The organism is Streptosporangium brasiliense (assembly GCF_030811595.1).
Classification (GTDB): domain Bacteria; phylum Actinomycetota; class Actinomycetes; order Streptosporangiales; family Streptosporangiaceae; genus Streptosporangium; species Streptosporangium brasiliense.
The window spans coordinates 7,676,479-7,692,512 of sequence record NZ_JAUSRB010000002.1; the positions used below are offsets into that span (position 1 = coordinate 7,676,479).

Here is a 16,034-nt window from a genome sequence, read left to right on the forward strand (position 1 = left end):
TCATGCGCGCCATCATCATCGGAGCCGGCATCGCCGGCCTGGCCACCGCCCTGCGCCTGCACCAGATCGGCTGGGACAGCCTCATCGTCGAACGCGCGCCCGCCCGCCGCGGCGGCGGCTACGCGGTCACCTTCGGCGGCATCGGCTACGACGCCGCCGAACGCATGGGCATCCTGCCCGACCTGCGAGCCAAAGCCTTCGACACCCAGGAGCTCGTCTACCACAGGAGCGACGGCTCGCGCCGCTTCTCGCTCGACCGCGCCACCATCGCCGCCACCACCGGGCCGCGCTCGATCACCATCCTGCGCGGCGACCTCGAAGCCGTCCTGTACGAGAAGGTCCGCGACCACACCGAGATCCGCTTCGGCGCCACCCTCACCGCCATCGGCCAGGACGAGCACGCCGTCCGCGTCACCCTGAGCAACGGCACCATCGAGGAGGCCGACCTGCTGATCGGCGCCGACGGCCTGCACTCGGCCACCCGCGCCCTGCTGTTCGGCCCGGAGGAGGACTTCCTGCTCGACCTGGAGCACAAGGTCGCCGTCTACATGCTCGACCACCGGCCCGCGACCATCGAGCCCGGCGCGACCGGCACCCTGTCATCGCGCGGCCGTACCGCGGCGGTCATCAGCGTCGGCGACGGCCGCAACGTCGCCTTCTTCGGCTACCGCGCCGACCACGCCCGCCCCGGCGAGGACGTCACCACCCAGCTGGAACGCGTCTACGGCGACCTCGGCTGGGTCATCCCCGAAGCCCTCGCCGGGCTGGCGCGGGCCGACTCGGTCTACTTCGACACCATCAGCCAGGTCGTCGCGCCGCACTGGAGCAGCGGCCGGGTGGTGCTGCTGGGCGACGCCGCCTGGTGCGTCACCCTGTTCGCCGGGTACGGCTCAGCGCTGGCCGTTGGCGGCGCCGACCGGCTCGGCACCGAACTGGCCGCCCACCCCGGCGACATCCCCGCCGCGCTGGCCGCGTGGGAGGCCGCCATCCGCCCCGAAGCCGAACGCAAACAGAAGCTCGGCCGCCGGGTCAAAGGCGTCTACGCCCCGGCCAACCCCGTGCTGCTGTGGCTGAGCCTGCTCCCGCTGCGGCTGGCCTCCCTGCCACCTGTGCGCCGGTACATGACCCGCCGCTTCATCAAAGGCTGAGGTCCTGTGACACCTGGCCGGGCGGGCGGCCAGGTGTCACGTTCCTGGCAACTGGAAGATCGCATGGAGAGGTGTATGTGATCCGCTGTAACGCCTGGTGGGGTGTGACCACATGGACATGGCAGGACGGTAAGCAGATCCGCGAGGTAACGGGATACGGCCAATCGCCGGATGCCGCGCCCGGCAGATCAGCGGTCAGTGGAGATTTCGCGCGCTGAGAAACGGGCCAAAGGCACTTTGGTTGTCGGCGGGAAAGTGGGTCCGGGAGCGTGGGCGGCCGGCGTCAATGCGGAGCACCCGAAGGGCCTCGAAGAGGTTGAGGCCGGCGGCCCACGCGGCAGGTCAACAGGCTGGAGGGTTCATGGGTTTCGTTCGGGTCGTGGTGCCGTTGGAGTTGTGGATGCTGCTGCTGGGGGCGGCTCTGGCGGTGCTGCTGGTGGGCTGGCTGGTCCGGCTGGATCTGGCACGGCGGGCGCTGAAGCGCAAAGAGGCCCTGGTCCTACCGGACAGCGGGGCGAGCCACGAGACACGCGAGAACGGCGCGCCGTGGCCGGTGCGTACCTATCTGGTCAGCACGGTCAGTACGGACGGGCGGGGAAGCGATGCGCAGGAATGGGCGCTGCCCTGGCCACAGGTGCGCGCGTGGGCGGAGGAGATCTCCGCGCGGCCGGACGTCCGGGAGGCGTGGGTGACCTATGACGACCCGGCGACCCGGATGACCACGGCGTGGACCTGGGCCGGGGGCAGGCAGACGAGCAAGACGGCGTTGCCATGGAACTGGCAGGGCAGGTTGCGGGCGCGTAAGTAGCAGCCGGCAAGCGGTAACACGACTCTCGGAGGTGTCATGAGCACGGTAGGGATTTTGGCGACTGCCATCGCGTTACTGGCTGGTCTGCTGGGCCTCATGCTGCGGGCTGGGTGGTCGACCAGTGACGAGAAGGCATACAGCGGTGCTTACCTGGGGCAGCGGCCCATGGGGATGATCTCGCCTGAGGCATCGGTGATGTATGCGGTCGGTACCACCATGGTGGACGGCACGGAGGGTATCGGCGGGGTACTCAATTCCACGTGGGCGCAGGCGTCGGACTGGGCGGTGGTGCAGTCCCAGCTTCCGGGGGTGGCTGAGGCGTGGGTGAGTCGGGCCGATGACGACGGGCGGACCGTGCGGACCTGGATCTGGGCCGATGGCGTGCATCTGCGCAGAACAAGTAGCGCGGTGAGTGAGCCGCGCCCGATGGATCAACCCTCAGCGGAGGAGTAGCGCGCCGGGAGGACGTGCGAAACACCTTTCCGGTCGCCGGCGAACATGAGCGAGCTGTTCGGGGGTCACGCCCGCATCGGACCACCACCCGACCGACCCGACCAGCCACAACAGGCTGACCTGACAGAGCACTACCAAGGCGTGTTCCAGATGTGGATCAAGGTCGTGCGGTGATCACGTGCTGGTCACCTGACCCGTCGTACCGGCCTGCCCACTCACCCCCGCCGCCGGACGGAACCTGCCACCAGCACGGCCAGGACCACGCCGAACGCGACGACGATCGGCCAGACACTCCCGGTGAGCCAGTACGCACCGATGCTGCAGACCACGACGAGAACGCCCCCCACCCAGCCCACAACGGCGGACCGCTCGGCACTCCGGCTGGATGACCGCCTGACCGCAGTGACGGCGTAGCGCTCCCGCAGCGCGACGCTCGGCCATCCGTCGCCAGCACCTGACAGTATCCAGACCGGATCCGTGTGCTTCCACCGCTGAAAATCCGAGATCAGTCCGTCCACTCGCCCGCCGGCCGCTGTGGAACGACCGACGTCGAGGCGCTCCAGGTCGGCCAGGGTCTCCTCGAACAGCGGGCGGATGCCGCCTTCACCGCCATCGGCCAACGCCTCGGTCCGCAGCAGCACGTAGGGGCCGAACCGGGCGTCGATGAGCGCAACGAACTCATCGTAGAGGGGCGAGAACTGCGCGCCGAGCCGACCGGTCAGTCCCTGCCGCCGGGCGTGCAGTCGCGACAGCGCCGTCCGCTGGTCGACCACCAGGTACGGGTAGGTGGCCTCGCCCCACTCGCTCAGCAACTCCGCGTGCTCATCGGTACCGGCGTCCTCGGTGTCGGCGATCCTCGCATCCACGAGGTCTCCGGGGCTGAACATCGCCCACCACAGCAGCGGCGGCCAGTTCTTGGCCTCCAGCTCCATCGCCCCGTCGAAGAAATCGGCCCATTCACCCGCCGACCCGTCCGGCATACGGGGCTGCCGGGCGCTGTCCAGATAGAGGCGCAGACTCATTTCGGTTCCCCACCCTCACTTGCGGATGCGCCGACCATGGGGCACCGGTGGCCGCCGCAGCACCATCGCCCACCATCACGGCTCCCTCCCCTGTCGCCGACGAAGTCTTCCGCAGCCTGATCGTTCCGTCGCGTGAGGACTCACTTTCGCCGACTGCACCGCTCCGGTGCCGGCTGAAGCACCGGGCTGGGTTTCGAAAGTGCTGGTCACAGCCACTCGTTGATGGCTGCGGCCAGCACGGTCGCCCCGTAGCGGACGGCGAGCTTGTCGTATCTCATGGCGACCGCGCGGTGGCGCTTGAGGCGATTGATGCCGCACTCCACCGCGTGGCGCTCTTCATAGTCGGCCGCGTCGAACTTCGGCGGCCGGCCACCGAGGGAGCCGCGCCGGCCGACACCTCGACGAGCCGCTGCGTGGCAGAGCCTCCGTAAAGATCGGTCACCACGTTGACGATCGTGCCGCGCGCGCGGGCGCAGTCGGCGCCGGCCTCGGCGAACGCGAACTCGATCGCGGCGGCACGCCTGGCGAACCGTCGACTCCAACGACGATCATGAGATTTTCTTCCCCGGTCGAACCGCGGCTGATGGGCGTGAGCGGACGGTCAGCGGCTCACGCCGACGGCTCGTCAGGCCTGCCGTACGAGGCCGGTGGTCACGAGTTGACCACCGCCACCGGGCCGTGGGCGTGGTGCAGCACGCCGCGGCTGACGGAGCCCAGCAGCACCGAGCCGACCGCCCCCATCCCCTTCGAGCCCACGACGACCAGGTCGGCCCTGGTCGAAGCATCGGCCAGAGCCTCGACCGGATGCGCGCCCCGAACGTCCTCCACCACCTCCACCTCGGGAAACTTCTCCCGCCAGGCAGCGAGCTTGTCTCGCACCATACGCTGGTGGGAACGGTGAACCTCTTCTATGTCGGCGGGGATCTCCGGTATGAGGCCGTACACCGGCCGCTGCCAGGCGTGGACGGCGCGCAACGCGCAGCCGCGCAGTTTGGCCTGCTCGAAGGCGTAGGCCAGCGCGGGCTCGCATTCGGCGGAGCCGTCGACACCCACGACGATCTCACCGTGCGGCTCGCCGGCGTCCCCCCTGACGACTACGACGGTGCCGGGCACATGACCGGCCACGTGGAGGACCATTGAGCCCAGCAGGGCGCCGACGAAGCCGCCCAGGCCGCGGCTGCCGATCACGATCTCGGTGGCCGTGCCGGCCTGCTCCCGCAGAACCTTGGCCGGTGATCCCTCGATCAGTTCGGTCCTCACCCGGACGTCCGGCCGGTATTCCGTGACCACGGTGATCGCTTCGACGAGCACCTGCTCGCCGGCGCGCGCCGCGAGCTCGGCCCAGTCGGGCGGCGGGAACGCGGCGACGCCATACGGCCAGCGCTCCACGACGTGGACGATCTGCAACGGCAACCCTCTGCGGGCGGCGTCATCAGCCGCCCATTTCACGGCCGCCATGGCGGCGGGCGAGCCGTCCGTCGCAGCGGTGATCGATTCGGTCATGACATGTTCCTCTCGCTTCTGCTGCGCTTCCATCCGACCGCAGCGTCGGCGTTTTCCCCAGGGGCGATCGTCCCGGCATGAACAGGACCTTCGCCCTTTCCCCCGGCGGAGAGTCCGGACGCGCAGCTGAGGATTCTCCGGCGCCGCGGCCGATCAGGCGCGCCACCGCACCGCCTTTCCCGCCGACCGCGTTCGGGCGCCTGCTCCGTCCGGAGGATTACGCCGGCTCCGGAGCCGCCCTCTTCGGACGGACGACGGCGACGGGACAGTGGGCGTGGTGAAGGACGCCGTGGCTGACCGAGCCGAAGACGGCGGAGGCGAGCAGGCCGTGACCCCGGGAGCCGACGACGACCATGTCGGCCTCGGTGGAGGCGTCGCGGAGGACTCCGACCGGGTGACCACAGACGATCGACTCGGTCACCGTGACACGGGGGAACCGCTCCCGCCACGGAGCCAGCACCTGCCGGAAGAACGCGCCTCTCTCAGCGAGGATCCTCTCCCCCACGGATCCGCTCTCGACGGCCGGCGTGGACAGGCCAGGGGGCTGCCAGGCGTGGACGGCGTGCACGACGGCATCTCGGATCTCGGCCTCGGCGAAGGCGTGAGCGAGCGCGGCCTCCGCACCCTCCGATCCGTCGACCCCGACCACGATCCGGCCGTGGCGTGTCGCGGAGTCACCGCGGACGACGACGACGGGACAGCCGGCGTGGCCCGCGACGCCCATGCCGACCGAGCCCAGCAGCAGCCCGGCGAACCCGCCCTGGCCTCGGCTGCCGATCACGATCTGATCGGCCGCCTCGGACTCCTCCAGGAGCCTTTGGACGAGGTCCCCGTCAACGAGTGCGGTGGTGACCTGCAGGCCAGGCGCACTCGCCCGCGCCGCCTCGGCCGCATCCGCGAGCATCGCACGGCAGTGCTTCGCCTCTGGATCCCGGTAGTTCTTCATCGTGTGGATGGGGACGTCGCCGGCCCACTGCTCGCGAACGTGAACGATCCTCAGGGGCCTGGCGTGCAGTACGGCCTCACGCGCGGCCCATTGCACCGCCTCCGACGCGGCGGGAGAGCCATCGGTGCCGGCGATTACGGATCTGTTCATGACGGGGCTCCTCAGACGTCGGTGTGTCAGGCGGTCCAGGCGCCCTGGATGTCGTTGCGGACGGACGCGGGTTCAGCGGTCATGACCGATCCCGGCCGCTCCCCCTATGATCACCGATCGGGCCGGAACCACGTCCACCGTGATTGCCGCCATTGGCGATCTCAGGTTCGACAGGTCTGCTCGGCGAGGACGTCCAGCCTGTCCGCACCGGCTTCGGCGCCTGCCGTCGGAAAGCAGGAAGGAGCCGCTCATCGTGGGCCGCTCCGGGCCTGAATCGCCTTTGCAGCGTATCGGTCGCCACGACCACGGGCACGGCCGGCGCCGCCGGCGCCCAATCACGCGGCGTCCGTCCCGGACGGCCCTGACCTCGGCGGGGATCAGTTCCAGCAGGCGCTGCCCGGCCTGGTCCGCGCGATATTCCCGGACGAAGGCGAAGGGCCGCCCCGAAGAACGGCTCAGGACCGTTCCTCTTCGTCTCCACCGTAACGGCCGGTGAAGATCGTGGCCGCTGCGCACTCTCGGCACGGACATGCCTATCTCGGGTCCGTCGCCCATCACCGCCACTCATGAACCGGCTTTTCCTGGGACAGGTCGGCCGGATCGGGTTGGTCGTCCGGGCGCCGTCGGGAAACCCGCCCGTCACGCGGTGACGCCCAGGCCGGTAGCCGCAGGCCGCTCAGCCTGCAACACGCTACCGACGACGTCACCGGCGATGGTCTCGTGTTCCACCATGATCGCCGCGAGCCGGTCGAGAGCGCCGCGGTGGGCGCGCAGCAGGTCGATCGCGCGCTTCTCCGCCCCGCTGAGAAGCCGGGCCACCTCTTCGTCGATGATCTTCTGGGTCCGCTCGGAGTACGGCTTGCGCTGGAAGTTCTCGGCGTCCTCGCCCAGATACTGGGGAGTGGCCGAGGAGTAGCCGACCGGGCCGAGCGCGGGCGACAGGCCGAAGTCACGCACCATGCGAGTGGCGATCTGCGTGGCGGCCGCCAGGTCGTTGGCGGCGCCGGTGGAGCCTTCGCCGAAGACGACCAGTTCCGCGGCCCGGCCGCCGAGCCGTACGGCGAGCAGGTCGGCCAGATAGCTCTCGCTGTAGAGGTGCCGCTCGGCCTCGGGCAGTTGCTCGGTGACGCCGAGTGTCAGACCGGCGGGAAGGATGGTCACCTTCGCGACCGGGTCGGCGTGCTCGCACAACGTGGCGAGCAGCGCATGCCCGGATTCATGCACGGCCACCGCGTGGCGCTCTTGCGGGAGCAGAGCGTTGGAGGTCTCCCGGCGGCCCAGCAGTACCCGGTCGCGTGCCGCGTCGAGGTCATGGGCGTCGCTCGCGCCATCCTTCAGGTCGCCGGACACCGCACCCTGATCGTCAATCGTCACCGCCTTGACCTGCCCGGCGCTCACCTTCGTCACGAAGTCGCTGTAGGAGTACGGCGTGGCCGCCGACCCGGTGAACATGATGGGTATCAGCAGCCACAACAGGAAGATCGTCATCGCCGCCGGTAGCAGCCAACTCCGCCAGTTGGGAGGCGGCGGGGTCGTCGGCGGAGGTGGGGGCTCGTTCGGTGGTCCTGGCTTCGCTTTTACCCGTCGCATGCCGGCCGCGCAGTCGAATTCGCGTGATCATCAGCCGGTCTCCCCATCGGTTTCCCTGCTCACCGCCAGCTTTCAACCACACGACAGAGGCGCAGCAGGGCCGAAAGACCCGGGAGATGAGCTGCCATGAGGAGGTGGAGCTGAACCGGCGGCTGGCTCCGGATGTCTACGAGGGAGTCGCCGACGTGCTCGGCCCGGACGGGCAGGTCTGTGAGCATCTCGTCGTGATGCGGCGCATGCCCGAAGAACGCCGCCTCGCCGCCATGATCGATTCGGGGAAGCCGGTCGAGGAACACCTGCGACAGATCGCCCGGATGGTCGCGAGCATGCACGGACGCTCCCGCCACAGCCCCCAGATCGACCAGCAGGGAAGCGAGCAGGCGCTACGTTCACGGTGGAGCGCGAGCTTCGATCAGGTCCGGGCGCTTCCCGAGCCGGTCCTCGGCCCCGAGATCGTCGGGGAGATCGAACGGCTCACGCTGCGCTTCCTCGACGGCCGTGATGCCCTGTTCACCGTCCGTACCGATGAGGGCCGCATCGTGGACGGCCACGGCGACCTGCTCGCAGAGGACATCTTCTGCCTGGACGACGGACCGCGGATTTTGGACTGCCTGGAATTCGACGAACGACTGCGCTTTGTCGACGGCCTTGACGACGCGGCCTTCCTGGCCATGGACCTGGAACGGCTGGGAGCACCGCGGCTGGCGGAGGTGTTCTTGCACCACTACACCGAGTTCACCGGCGACCCCGCCCCGCCCTCGCTGTGGCATCACTATGTCGCCTACCGAGCTTTCGTCCGCGCCAAGGTCGCCTGCTTCCGACAGGGGCAGGGAGACTCCGGTGCGGCCGGGGAGGCTCGCCAGTTCGCCGAGCTCACACTGCGCCACCTGCGGGCAGGCACGATAACCCTGATCCTCATCGGCGGAGCCCCGGGAACCGGCAAATCGACCCTGGCCGCCGCCCTCGCCGACCGTCTCGGTTACACATTGCTGAACAGCGACCGCGTCCGTAAGGAACTGGCCGGCATCTCGCCTGACCAGTCCGCCTCCGCTCCCTTCGGCGAAGGCATCTACACCCATGAGCACACCGAACGCACCTACGACGAGTTGCTGTCGCGAGCCGGGAAGCTGCTTGAGCATGGCGAGCCGGTCATCCTCGACGCTTCATGGGGCGACGCCGGGCACCGGGCAGCGGCCGAGCGCCTCGCCCAGCGCACCTCCAGCGACCTGGTGGCCTTGCACTGCACCGCTCTGCCGCAGGTCGCCGCCGAACGCCTCGCCCGCCGTACCGGCGCCGTCTCAGACGCCGATCAGGCGATCGGCGCGGCCATCGCGGCGAGGATGGCCCCTTGGCCCGACGCGGCCGAGATCGACACCAGCGCCTCCCCGGAACAGGCATTGCAGCGGGCGTTGACCGTGATCAACGCTTCTCCGGCCCCTGTGTCCTGGCGGTTCCGACGCCCTCAAATGGAACCCGGCTGATCATCTGCATTGTTCAGGTAACAGCAGGTTGTCTTCCGACACCATCCCGACTGCGCGTCCGTCGGTGTCGATCACGGCGACAGCGCTCACCTTGAACCGGCGCATGGTCGCCACCAACATGGAGATCTCTGATCAGCCTTCGACGGTGTGGGAGGTGGAAAGTGAAGCCTCGGCCTGCAGTGGCTTCTCCTTCAGAACAGGGACGACCGCGACGGCGCAGGACGCATGTTGAAGGATCGAGGCGGTCACCGAGCCGAGCCTGCCGTGCCCGCGTGCGCCGCCGACCACCATCAGAGCGGCCTCCTTCGACAGATCCAGCAGGGCGTCCTTGGGTGATGCGGCGACAAAGTAGGTGCGCACCGACACCGCGGGATGGGCGGCCCGCCACGGCTGCAACCGTTCGAGCATGTCGTCTTCGGCCGCCGTCGTAATGGCTTGCGTGTCGGGCACCAGCGGCATCGGCGCGCTCCACGCCATCGGCTGCAGATGTCCGACGTGCACCGCCACCAAGGGCAGCCTCCGGATGTCGGCCTCGGCGAAGGCGAACTCGATCGCCGCGTCGGGCGTGTGCCCGGTCATCCCCATGACCACCGACCCACGGTGCCGCGGAACGGGAATCGGGCCGGGCCCACGCACGACGACCACCGGGCAGCACGCGTGCGCCGCCACGTAGCCGGCCACCGACCCCACAACGGCCCGGGCCAGAGCGCCCATCCCGCGCGAGCCCACCACGACCAGCTCCGCGCGGGCCGACAGCTCCACCAGCCGCTCGGCGGCGGCTCCCTCATACAGATCGGTAGCGACATCGGTGATCGTGCTGCACGAGCGGGCGCACTCGCCGCCGTGGTACAGCACGTGCTCGGCGGCCTTGCGCAGGTGGCCTCTGGCCTCCTCGTCGGCCTCGCCGTACGGCCATCGCCAGGCGTGGGACACCGTCAACGGCAGCTTCCTCAGCTCGGCCTCGTCCATCGCCCACTCCAAGGCCTGCATGGAGAAGTCGGAGCCGTCATAGCCGACGACGACGTCGCGGGAATCAGTCATCCCTTCCACCCCCTTCCCAGGATCGGCGGCAAAGACCTCAGCGTGGCAGGGCGGAAGGTCCCACCGGCGTAGGACCTTCCGCCTTGGTTTCCGCCATGGCCATAGCCGGGCCGTTCCTGAGACGGCCGGCAGTTAACGAAGTTGCTGGAGCGACTACCGGGATCTGCTGATCGCGGCCCACTGCCGGCTCGGCGCCCCGACCGTGCTCGTCGGGGACAACCTCAACGTGCACCGCGATGTCCGGCTGCGCGCCCTCATCGACGCCCGCGATCGGCTCACCGTCTACTGTCTGCCGCCGTATGCGCCCGACCTCAACCCGGTGGAGAGCGTCTGGTCCATGCTGCGACGCAGCAGCCAGACCATCCTCGCCTTCACCGAGCCCGGCCAACTGCTCCGCTCCCTTCGCCGAGGACTCCGCGAGATCCAGTACCGAAGCGACCTCATCACCGGATGCCTGGCTGCTTGGCTGCCGTCGCCTCACCATCCGCTATGAACGCCACGGCCCCCTGTTCGCCGCCCTCCTCACCCTCGCAGCCGCCCTCACCTGCAGAAAGAAGCTCGCTCAAATCATCGTTCAGGACACGATCCAAGGGCTTGTCGGCTCATCGCGGTGACGAGGGTGGAGGAGATGTGGGCGTGGGCGGGGTCTGCAGCGATGAAGAACGTTTCGACTCCGGCCAGTTCGTGGTTCATGTGGGCCATCGGCATTTCGTAGTCCAGGTCGTGAACGTTGCGGACTCCGCGGATGACGACGTCGATTCCGACTCGGCGGCAGTAGTCGACCAGCAGGCCGCCGGTGTGGGAGTCGATCGTGACGTTGCTCAGGCCGGTTGCTGCCGCGCGGAGCTGGTCCAGCCGCTCGGCGATCGGGAAGCGGCCGGTCTTGTTCGAATTGAACATCACGCAGACGACGACCTCGTCGAACAGGAGCGCGGCACGGCGGAGAACGTCCTGGTGCCCTTGAGTGACCGGGTCGAAGGATCCTGGGAAGAGGGCTCGCATGATCGGAAAGACTAACAAGCGGCCGATCCCCGGTGATGAAGTGCCAGGGCAGCCAGACCACCAAGATCAAGGGCGGCCCGCGCCCGCGCGTCCCGCCGCGCGCCCGGTGGCCGGCCGACCGGGCATGCGGCCTGGGGCCGGTCCCGGCCCGCGCCGCCCGGCGCGCTCCGCCGATCGGACACGGGCCGCCGCCCACGACGCCCTACGACAGTTCAGCCGCGCTGATCACCACGAGCCCCTCGTCATCGCCGGCCACGGTCAGCACCGGCATCTCCCCGTCCTCGTCGCCGAGCTGCAGCCGATACCGGCCCGGAGGCACGGGCCCGCCGTCGACCAGGGGGCGTTCGTCGTCGGTGCAGGTGATGCCGCCGCGCACCTGCAGCACCGGCAGGTCATCGGGTGATGTGGTCATGAGCGCCGCCTGACCTTGTCGACCAGGTCCGCGTCCACGGATCGGCGCCATCATGGCCAGGCCGTGACGATCGCCGGCGATGGTGCCCCCGACCGGCGGTCGGGGCGATCGAGCCGATCTCGGGGTCGGGCAGCGCCCGGATCAGCAGGGATCGGGACACGGTGATGCCCAACTGGCTGGCCAAGTGTGCCCCGGCTCTCCCGGCCAGCGCCAGCGCGATGTGTTCCAGCAGCCGACGCAGTGCCGAAGTCCGCCGTGCGTACGGCCGGGCCAGCCCGGCCACCTGCTCGGCGAAGGTGCGGACCGGACAGTCGAGGTTGACGCAGAACCACCGCCGCACTTCCAGTTCGATGGTCACGGGCACTTCGCCGCAGGTCATGTCCTGTAGACGGCGACGATAGCGGCTGTGGATCCGCTGGCTGAGCGTGCCGCAGGCGCCGCATCCGGCCTCGGAGGTCTTCACTCGTGCGCTGACCAGCAGGCCGCCTCCGTCCTCCGTCGCTTTCTCTACCTGGACGACCGCCAGGTGGAGGAACAAGAGTGGGAGAAGATCGAAGTGGGAACTCTCGCCGCCCACTTGGAAGCGCAGCACAATAGCCCTCGCGGCCGCTCGTGGATGATCGGATTCTTGGCCGAACCTGATCATTACGGTGCGGCCGCATCCATACGCAGTCTGTTACGGAATCGCGATCACCCCGGGAATATTCGAGAGCCCCTCGCATGGGCAACTGGCAGACTGATCCGCGTGTCATCTGATCTTGATGAACTTGACTACTTGCGCCGCGTCGAACTGCTCGCCCGCGACCTGGTCGAGCATGCCTTCGGTGAAGACCGGCTCAGTTACTCGCCCGACCTAGACGATGCAAATCCACTCCAACGTGCGATCAATGAACTCGCGCGAACCTTGCGCCACTACCACTTCGATGGCGACGGGTGCGTCGACGAACGGCCGTTGTACCGGATCGCGGGTGCCGGGCTGATCGGGCCGGACTCAAACTCCTATGCAGAGCTCTGCGGCCGTCTTGGGGTCGAAGCGCGCGCCGAGGGCTGGGCCCTGTGGCACACCTGGAACAACCAGCACCAACCCCACACTCTCGTCACTACCTGCATCGCGACGACCGAGGGGTTGCTGGAGAACTGGGCGCGGGGTATCGGCGTCCTTCCCACCAAGCCTGATCGTTCCCAGCTGGTAGCCGTCGTTCGCGAGTGGACCGGCCCGGTCGTCCTGTCGCCCGGCTACGCCCGCGAGACTGGGCTCGCCGGACAGTAGACCTTGACCGCGATCTAGAAGAAGAGCACGTTCCGTCACCGCTTCACGACTTTTGTACCAGAACCCGAAACTTCCTGATGGGTGGCCAGGTGGTGTCGTGGTGAGTGGCCTGAGCGGAAGGGTGCACATCACCAAAGAGGCGGTTGCCGTTCATACCGTCGTGCGCCCTATGCTCCTGGCATGCAACCCGGTCCTTTACTCGGTTCCGGCCGCACTGCGGACGTGTTCGTGGTCGACGACGCATGGGTGTTGCGCCGCTATCGGGACGGCGGTGACGCCTCCGCCGAGGCGGCCGTGATGTCTCACCTTTCCAGCCAGGGTTATCCGGCGCCGCGTGTCGGACCGATTGCAGGCGGGGACCTGATCATGGAGCGGCTGTCCGGCCCGACCATGGTCGAGGCGCTCCAGCAGGGCATGATCACTCCAGCAGAAGCCGGCGCGATTCTCGCGGGGCTGCTGCGTCGCCTGCACGCTCTCCCGCCACGGGTCTCGACCGATCCAACGGATCGTGTTCTCCACCTCGATCTGCACCCGGAGAACGTGATGCTTACGCCCGAGGGACCAGTGGTGATCGACTGGGCCGATACCAGGGAGGGCCCGCCCGCGCTGGATTGGGGGATGTCCGTTCTGATCCTGGCGGAGGTCGCGGTGGGCCCGCGGGCCGAGGCGCCCCTGGCCCGCACGATCCTGGTTTCCCTGCTCAGCGACGTCGACCACGCGATCGACCTCGAAAAGGCTCTGGCAATACGGGCCGCCAACCCGACGCTGAGTCAGGCCGAGAGACAACTCCTCGACGAGGCCGTGGCGCTGGTGAGCTCCCTGCACCCTGCCTGCGATCGGCCACATGGCAGATCGCAGAGGCTGAAGGCCGGTCAAGATCGAGAGATTTACGTAGCCATCGACCAGAATTTCCGATGTCCGCCCACCTAGACCTACATGTCCGCCGACTAGGGTTTCCGTGGCCGCTTACACAGGAGCAATCTACGGAGGAAGCCCACCTAGGTTGACTCAGGAAACTGCCGCGGCCCTCCTTCGTCGGGCCTTGCCACCGCGGACAGAGCCTTCTGGGTAAAACACGAGCCGTTCCGGCAATAGCGGGCGCGAGCTGTATGCCCGCGCCCCAGCTGAGTTGATCTTGTACACCAATCCGCGTTCTGGTACACAAGATCAACTCAGATCGTTCTCCAGAGATAGATCGGCCTCCAGTTCGGCAGTTGCTTGCCGGAGCTCAGCCGCGAGCAGACGCGCCCGCTCCGGCGCCTCGGCCGCCACCTGTCGAAGACCGCGGAAGTCGTCCAGCACTCGCATCACCGGCTCATGTCGAGGCCACACAAGCTCGGCTTGCTTCGATCCCGATCCAGCGGCAGCTTCGAGTGCGGGCAGACAGTCCAGGTCGATCGCGGCTTGCGTCAATGCGGTCCCCGACGTCTGCCCCCGCTCCTCGGCCAGCTTCCACACCGAGCGGATCGCGGCGCCGCCATACTCGTCCAACACCGGCTTGGGTGCCCGCAACTGAGTCTCCGGATCGGCATCAGCTGGAGCCGGCACGGACTCCGGCCCGTCCAGCCCGTCACCGTCCCGCGAAATCCGCGAGAGAACTGTGCCGGCGACTATCTGGTCAGGGCCGGAAGCTGGCTCGGTACTCCGTGGGTGTACGGGCGGTCAGCTGTCGGAACGCGGCGTTGAACGCCGACAGTGAGGTGTAGCCGACCGTGAACGCAATCTCGGTGATCGGAGTATCGCCCGCGGCCAGTTCTTCGATCGCACGCAGGACCCGCATCCGGCGCAGGACTGCCCGCCACGTCATACCGGTCTCATCCTCGAAGCGCCGGGCCAGCGACCGTGGCGCCAGGCCCACCTCCTCAGCCACGTCCTCGAAGCGGAGCTCGCCGCCGAGCCGCTCCTCGGTCAACTGCAGGGCTCGACGCAGTTCCGGTGATCGCCCCGCCGGCACGACGACTGGACTCGGCCGCTCGGCGAGCCGCCAGCACACCGCGCCGAGCGCGGCGAAAAGCGTCTCGGCGTACGCCGTAAGAGGCTCGTCGCTCTCGCCCCAGGTGCCGCACTCGTTGACCAGTGCGCGTGCCAGAGAGCTGAGGTCGAATACGGTCAACGGCGCCGGCGGGGCCGCGGTGAATCGGGGGTCAAACAGCACGGACGCGGTCGTGACCGGCTGCGGGATGCTCACCTTTATCGCCTGGCCCGCCTCGATCAGGGCGGCCCGTGCCGGCGGCAGCAGCCACGCCTGGCCCTGCGCCTCGAGCCGGAGGGCACCGGCCGAGGCGCAGAGCAGGTAGTGGCGGTCCACTTCAAGCGTGCGAGCGGGCTCCTGCGAGAACGTGCGGACGAAGCTGTACGCCTTCCGGTTCATCCGCAGCCTCGCATGAACCAATCGTAGGAGCCACCATGACACCAGCCTCGCATGAGCCAATCGTAGGCAGCCGCCATGACACCGGTCAGGCCACGGTCTCCAGCGACTCCGCGCGAAAGCGCCGGCTCACCGGCGCCCCGGCCATCATCGGCTGAAGCATCTCACCGGAGCGTGCGAAGGAGTCCGACTTCAGGTAGCCGACAAACGACTCCTCGTCGTCCCACTCGTGGATCACGGTTACCCGGGTCTCGTCCTCCCGGGAGGCGTACGCCCGAAAGGCAACGTTGCCCGGCATCGCGCGCACCTCGTCGCAGACGCTGTCGAGATGGGCCAGGGCGGCCACACGGTCGGCAGCGGCGGTGTCGAAGTCGACAATGGCAATGATCATGAGGACCTCCTGGATCGGGGCGGCGACTGCCGCCCGGGGATGTCCCGATCCTCACACCGACCAGGCCTGGCCGGCTTCCGCGAGCCGGACGCGTTCACGCTTCCAACGGACACGCCCACTCGCAGCATCCACGCCCTCGGCGGCCCGCTTACCGGGGCCGTCATCGAGCCGACGCTGGACGTCGCGGTCCGCGCAAGATCATTCTCAGCGCCAACGGCTGTTCCTGGGTTCCTCAACCCCGATGACGCCGAGCATGTCCTATCAGCACGCGTCACGCGGCCGGGCCTGACAGCAAGGTTGAACACCACGTCGCTTGCGGCGCCGAAGGCCCTACCTGCCCGTGAAGGCGCTGCTGACCGAGCGCATCGTCTGGGCTGCGGCCAAGGCCGCTGCCGACGCTGAGAAACCGGATCCGGCGCTCAGAGCACAATCGCTCCGTAGCGCCGGAT

At 68.5% G+C, this 16,034-nt stretch carries 19 protein-coding genes; 7 read left to right on the forward strand and 12 right to left on the reverse strand.

The genetic code is table 11. The annotated features are described in order from the left end of the window. The first annotated feature begins 2 nt into the window (after nucleotides 1-2). The 3 genes from J2S55_RS44180 (at nucleotide 3) to J2S55_RS44190 (ending at nucleotide 2,409) form a co-directional block, all read left to right on the forward strand. Nucleotides 3-1,148 (forward strand): FAD-dependent monooxygenase, encoded by a 1,146-nt coding sequence (locus J2S55_RS44180; protein WP_306873844.1) that lies wholly within the window; start codon nucleotides 3-5, stop codon nucleotides 1,146-1,148. 361 nt (nucleotides 1,149-1,509) lie between these two features. After that, nucleotides 1,510-1,956 (forward strand): hypothetical protein, encoded by a 447-nt coding sequence (locus J2S55_RS44185; RefSeq protein ID WP_306873846.1) that lies wholly within the window; start codon nucleotides 1,510-1,512, stop codon nucleotides 1,954-1,956. 36 nt (nucleotides 1,957-1,992) lie between these two features. After that, nucleotides 1,993-2,409, forward strand: a complete 417-nt coding sequence (locus J2S55_RS44190) for a hypothetical protein (RefSeq protein ID WP_306873849.1) — start codon at nucleotides 1,993-1,995, stop codon at nucleotides 2,407-2,409. Between the two features lie 215 nt (nucleotides 2,410-2,624). Here the strand turns inward: J2S55_RS44190 and J2S55_RS44195 are convergent, their stop codons facing one another. The 4 genes from J2S55_RS44195 to J2S55_RS44210 all read right to left on the reverse strand — a co-directional run bounded on the left by J2S55_RS44195 (nucleotide 2,625) and on the right by J2S55_RS44210 (nucleotide 7,620). Further along, nucleotides 2,625-3,431, reverse strand: coding sequence for a hypothetical protein (locus J2S55_RS44195; RefSeq protein WP_306873852.1), 807 nt, complete (start codon nucleotides 3,429-3,431; stop codon nucleotides 2,625-2,627). A gap of 651 nt (nucleotides 3,432-4,082) precedes the next feature. Beyond that, nucleotides 4,083-4,934 (reverse strand): universal stress protein, encoded by an 852-nt coding sequence (locus tag J2S55_RS44200; protein ID WP_306873855.1) that lies wholly within the window; start codon nucleotides 4,932-4,934, stop codon nucleotides 4,083-4,085. A gap of 217 nt (nucleotides 4,935-5,151) precedes the next feature. Further along, entirely contained in the window at nucleotides 5,152-6,030 is an 879-nt protein-coding gene (locus J2S55_RS44205; protein WP_306873857.1) for a universal stress protein, read from the reverse strand. A gap of 639 nt (nucleotides 6,031-6,669) precedes the next feature. Beyond that, entirely contained in the window at nucleotides 6,670-7,620 is a 951-nt protein-coding gene (locus J2S55_RS44210) for an ATP-dependent metallopeptidase FtsH/Yme1/Tma family protein (RefSeq protein ID WP_442480497.1), read from the reverse strand. Nucleotides 7,621-7,736: 116 nt separating this feature from the next. Here J2S55_RS44210 and J2S55_RS44215 point away from each other — a divergent pair, with 116 nt between their 5' ends. Further along, on the forward strand, nucleotides 7,737-9,101 hold the full coding sequence (locus J2S55_RS44215; RefSeq protein WP_306873863.1) for a bifunctional aminoglycoside phosphotransferase/ATP-binding protein: 1,365 nt from the start codon (nucleotides 7,737-7,739) through the stop codon (nucleotides 9,099-9,101). On the opposite strand, the gene J2S55_RS48580 is transcribed toward J2S55_RS44215, so the two are convergent. Both J2S55_RS48580 and J2S55_RS44220 read right to left on the reverse strand, forming a co-directional pair. Then, on the reverse strand, nucleotides 9,102-9,221 hold the full coding sequence (locus tag J2S55_RS48580; protein ID WP_370879762.1) for a CBS domain-containing protein: 120 nt from the start codon (nucleotides 9,219-9,221) through the stop codon (nucleotides 9,102-9,104). Nucleotides 9,222-9,233: 12 nt separating this feature from the next. After that, the gene (locus J2S55_RS44220) at nucleotides 9,234-10,142 is read right to left on the reverse strand and encodes a universal stress protein (RefSeq protein WP_306873868.1); all 909 of its coding nucleotides are present in this window, start codon (nucleotides 10,140-10,142) and stop codon (nucleotides 9,234-9,236) included. Nucleotides 10,143-10,344: 202 nt separating this feature from the next. Here J2S55_RS44220 and J2S55_RS44225 point away from each other — a divergent pair, with 202 nt between their 5' ends. After that, complete coding sequence (locus J2S55_RS44225) at nucleotides 10,345-10,635, forward strand: transposase (protein WP_306873871.1); 291 nt, start codon at nucleotides 10,345-10,347, stop codon at nucleotides 10,633-10,635. Between the two features lie 74 nt (nucleotides 10,636-10,709). Here the strand turns inward: J2S55_RS44225 and coaD are convergent, their stop codons facing one another. The 3 genes from coaD to J2S55_RS44240 form a co-directional block, all read right to left on the reverse strand. After that, entirely contained in the window at nucleotides 10,710-11,144 is a 435-nt protein-coding gene (gene coaD, locus J2S55_RS44230) for a pantetheine-phosphate adenylyltransferase (protein WP_306873874.1), read from the reverse strand. 202 nt (nucleotides 11,145-11,346) lie between these two features. Continuing rightward, nucleotides 11,347-11,556 (reverse strand): hypothetical protein, encoded by a 210-nt coding sequence (locus J2S55_RS44235; RefSeq protein WP_306873877.1) that lies wholly within the window; start codon nucleotides 11,554-11,556, stop codon nucleotides 11,347-11,349. Next, nucleotides 11,537-12,094 (reverse strand): transposase family protein, encoded by a 558-nt coding sequence (locus J2S55_RS44240; protein ID WP_306873879.1) that lies wholly within the window; start codon nucleotides 12,092-12,094, stop codon nucleotides 11,537-11,539. The genes J2S55_RS44235 and J2S55_RS44240 overlap by 20 nt, the downstream gene beginning before the upstream one ends. A gap of 207 nt (nucleotides 12,095-12,301) precedes the next feature. Between J2S55_RS44240 and J2S55_RS44245 the strand changes: the two genes are divergently transcribed. Further along, nucleotides 12,302-12,826: a hypothetical protein gene (locus J2S55_RS44245; RefSeq protein WP_306873881.1), complete on the forward strand. Its 525-nt coding sequence runs from the start codon at nucleotides 12,302-12,304 to the stop codon at nucleotides 12,824-12,826. 180 nt (nucleotides 12,827-13,006) lie between these two features. Further along, the gene (locus J2S55_RS44250; protein WP_306873883.1) at nucleotides 13,007-13,756 is read left to right on the forward strand and encodes a phosphotransferase; all 750 of its coding nucleotides are present in this window, start codon (nucleotides 13,007-13,009) and stop codon (nucleotides 13,754-13,756) included. Between the two features lie 237 nt (nucleotides 13,757-13,993). Here the strand turns inward: J2S55_RS44250 and J2S55_RS44255 are convergent, their stop codons facing one another. The 3 genes from J2S55_RS44255 to J2S55_RS44265 all read right to left on the reverse strand — a co-directional run bounded on the left by J2S55_RS44255 (nucleotide 13,994) and on the right by J2S55_RS44265 (nucleotide 15,585). Continuing rightward, nucleotides 13,994-14,338 (reverse strand): hypothetical protein, encoded by a 345-nt coding sequence (locus J2S55_RS44255; RefSeq protein WP_306873886.1) that lies wholly within the window; start codon nucleotides 14,336-14,338, stop codon nucleotides 13,994-13,996. 106 nt (nucleotides 14,339-14,444) lie between these two features. Further along, nucleotides 14,445-15,197, reverse strand: a complete 753-nt coding sequence (locus tag J2S55_RS44260; RefSeq protein WP_306873889.1) for an AraC family transcriptional regulator — start codon at nucleotides 15,195-15,197, stop codon at nucleotides 14,445-14,447. Nucleotides 15,198-15,282: 85 nt separating this feature from the next. After that, nucleotides 15,283-15,585 carry a putative quinol monooxygenase gene (locus J2S55_RS44265; protein WP_306873892.1) on the reverse strand — a complete coding sequence of 101 codons (303 nt, stop codon included), beginning with the start codon at nucleotides 15,583-15,585 and terminating at the stop codon, nucleotides 15,283-15,285. Nucleotides 15,586-16,034: the final 449 nt, after the last annotated feature.

Coding starts and splice junctions, on each gene's coding strand:
- J2S55_RS44265 (WP_306873892.1), bottom strand. CDS start 15,585: ATGATCATTGCCATTGTCGACTTCGACACCGCCGCTGCCGACCGTGTG.
- J2S55_RS44200 (WP_306873855.1), bottom strand. CDS start 4,934: ATGACCGAATCGATCACCGCTGCGACGGACGGCTCGCCCGCCGCCATG.
- J2S55_RS44210 (WP_442480497.1), bottom strand. CDS start 7,620: ATGCGACGGGTAAAAGCGAAGCCAGGACCACCGAACGAGCCCCCACCT.
- J2S55_RS48580 (WP_370879762.1), bottom strand. CDS start 9,221: ATGTTGGTGGCGACCATGCGCCGGTTCAAGGTGAGCGCTGTCGCCGTG.
- coaD (WP_306873874.1), bottom strand. CDS start 11,144: ATGCGAGCCCTCTTCCCAGGATCCTTCGACCCGGTCACTCAAGGGCAC.
- J2S55_RS44185 (WP_306873846.1), top strand. CDS start 1,510: ATGGGTTTCGTTCGGGTCGTGGTGCCGTTGGAGTTGTGGATGCTGCTG.
- J2S55_RS44250 (WP_306873883.1), top strand. CDS start 13,007: ATGCAACCCGGTCCTTTACTCGGTTCCGGCCGCACTGCGGACGTGTTC.
- J2S55_RS44235 (WP_306873877.1), bottom strand. CDS start 11,556: ATGACCACATCACCCGATGACCTGCCGGTGCTGCAGGTGCGCGGCGGC.
- J2S55_RS44195 (WP_306873852.1), bottom strand. CDS start 3,431: ATGAGTCTGCGCCTCTATCTGGACAGCGCCCGGCAGCCCCGTATGCCG.
- J2S55_RS44220 (WP_306873868.1), bottom strand. CDS start 10,142: ATGACTGATTCCCGCGACGTCGTCGTCGGCTATGACGGCTCCGACTTC.
- J2S55_RS44205 (WP_306873857.1), bottom strand. CDS start 6,030: ATGAACAGATCCGTAATCGCCGGCACCGATGGCTCTCCCGCCGCGTCG.
- J2S55_RS44190 (WP_306873849.1), top strand. CDS start 1,993: ATGAGCACGGTAGGGATTTTGGCGACTGCCATCGCGTTACTGGCTGGT.
- J2S55_RS44215 (WP_306873863.1), top strand. CDS start 7,737: ATGAGCTGCCATGAGGAGGTGGAGCTGAACCGGCGGCTGGCTCCGGAT.
- J2S55_RS44180 (WP_306873844.1), top strand. CDS start 3: ATGCGCGCCATCATCATCGGAGCCGGCATCGCCGGCCTGGCCACCGCC.
- J2S55_RS44260 (WP_306873889.1), bottom strand. CDS start 15,197: ATGAACCGGAAGGCGTACAGCTTCGTCCGCACGTTCTCGCAGGAGCCC.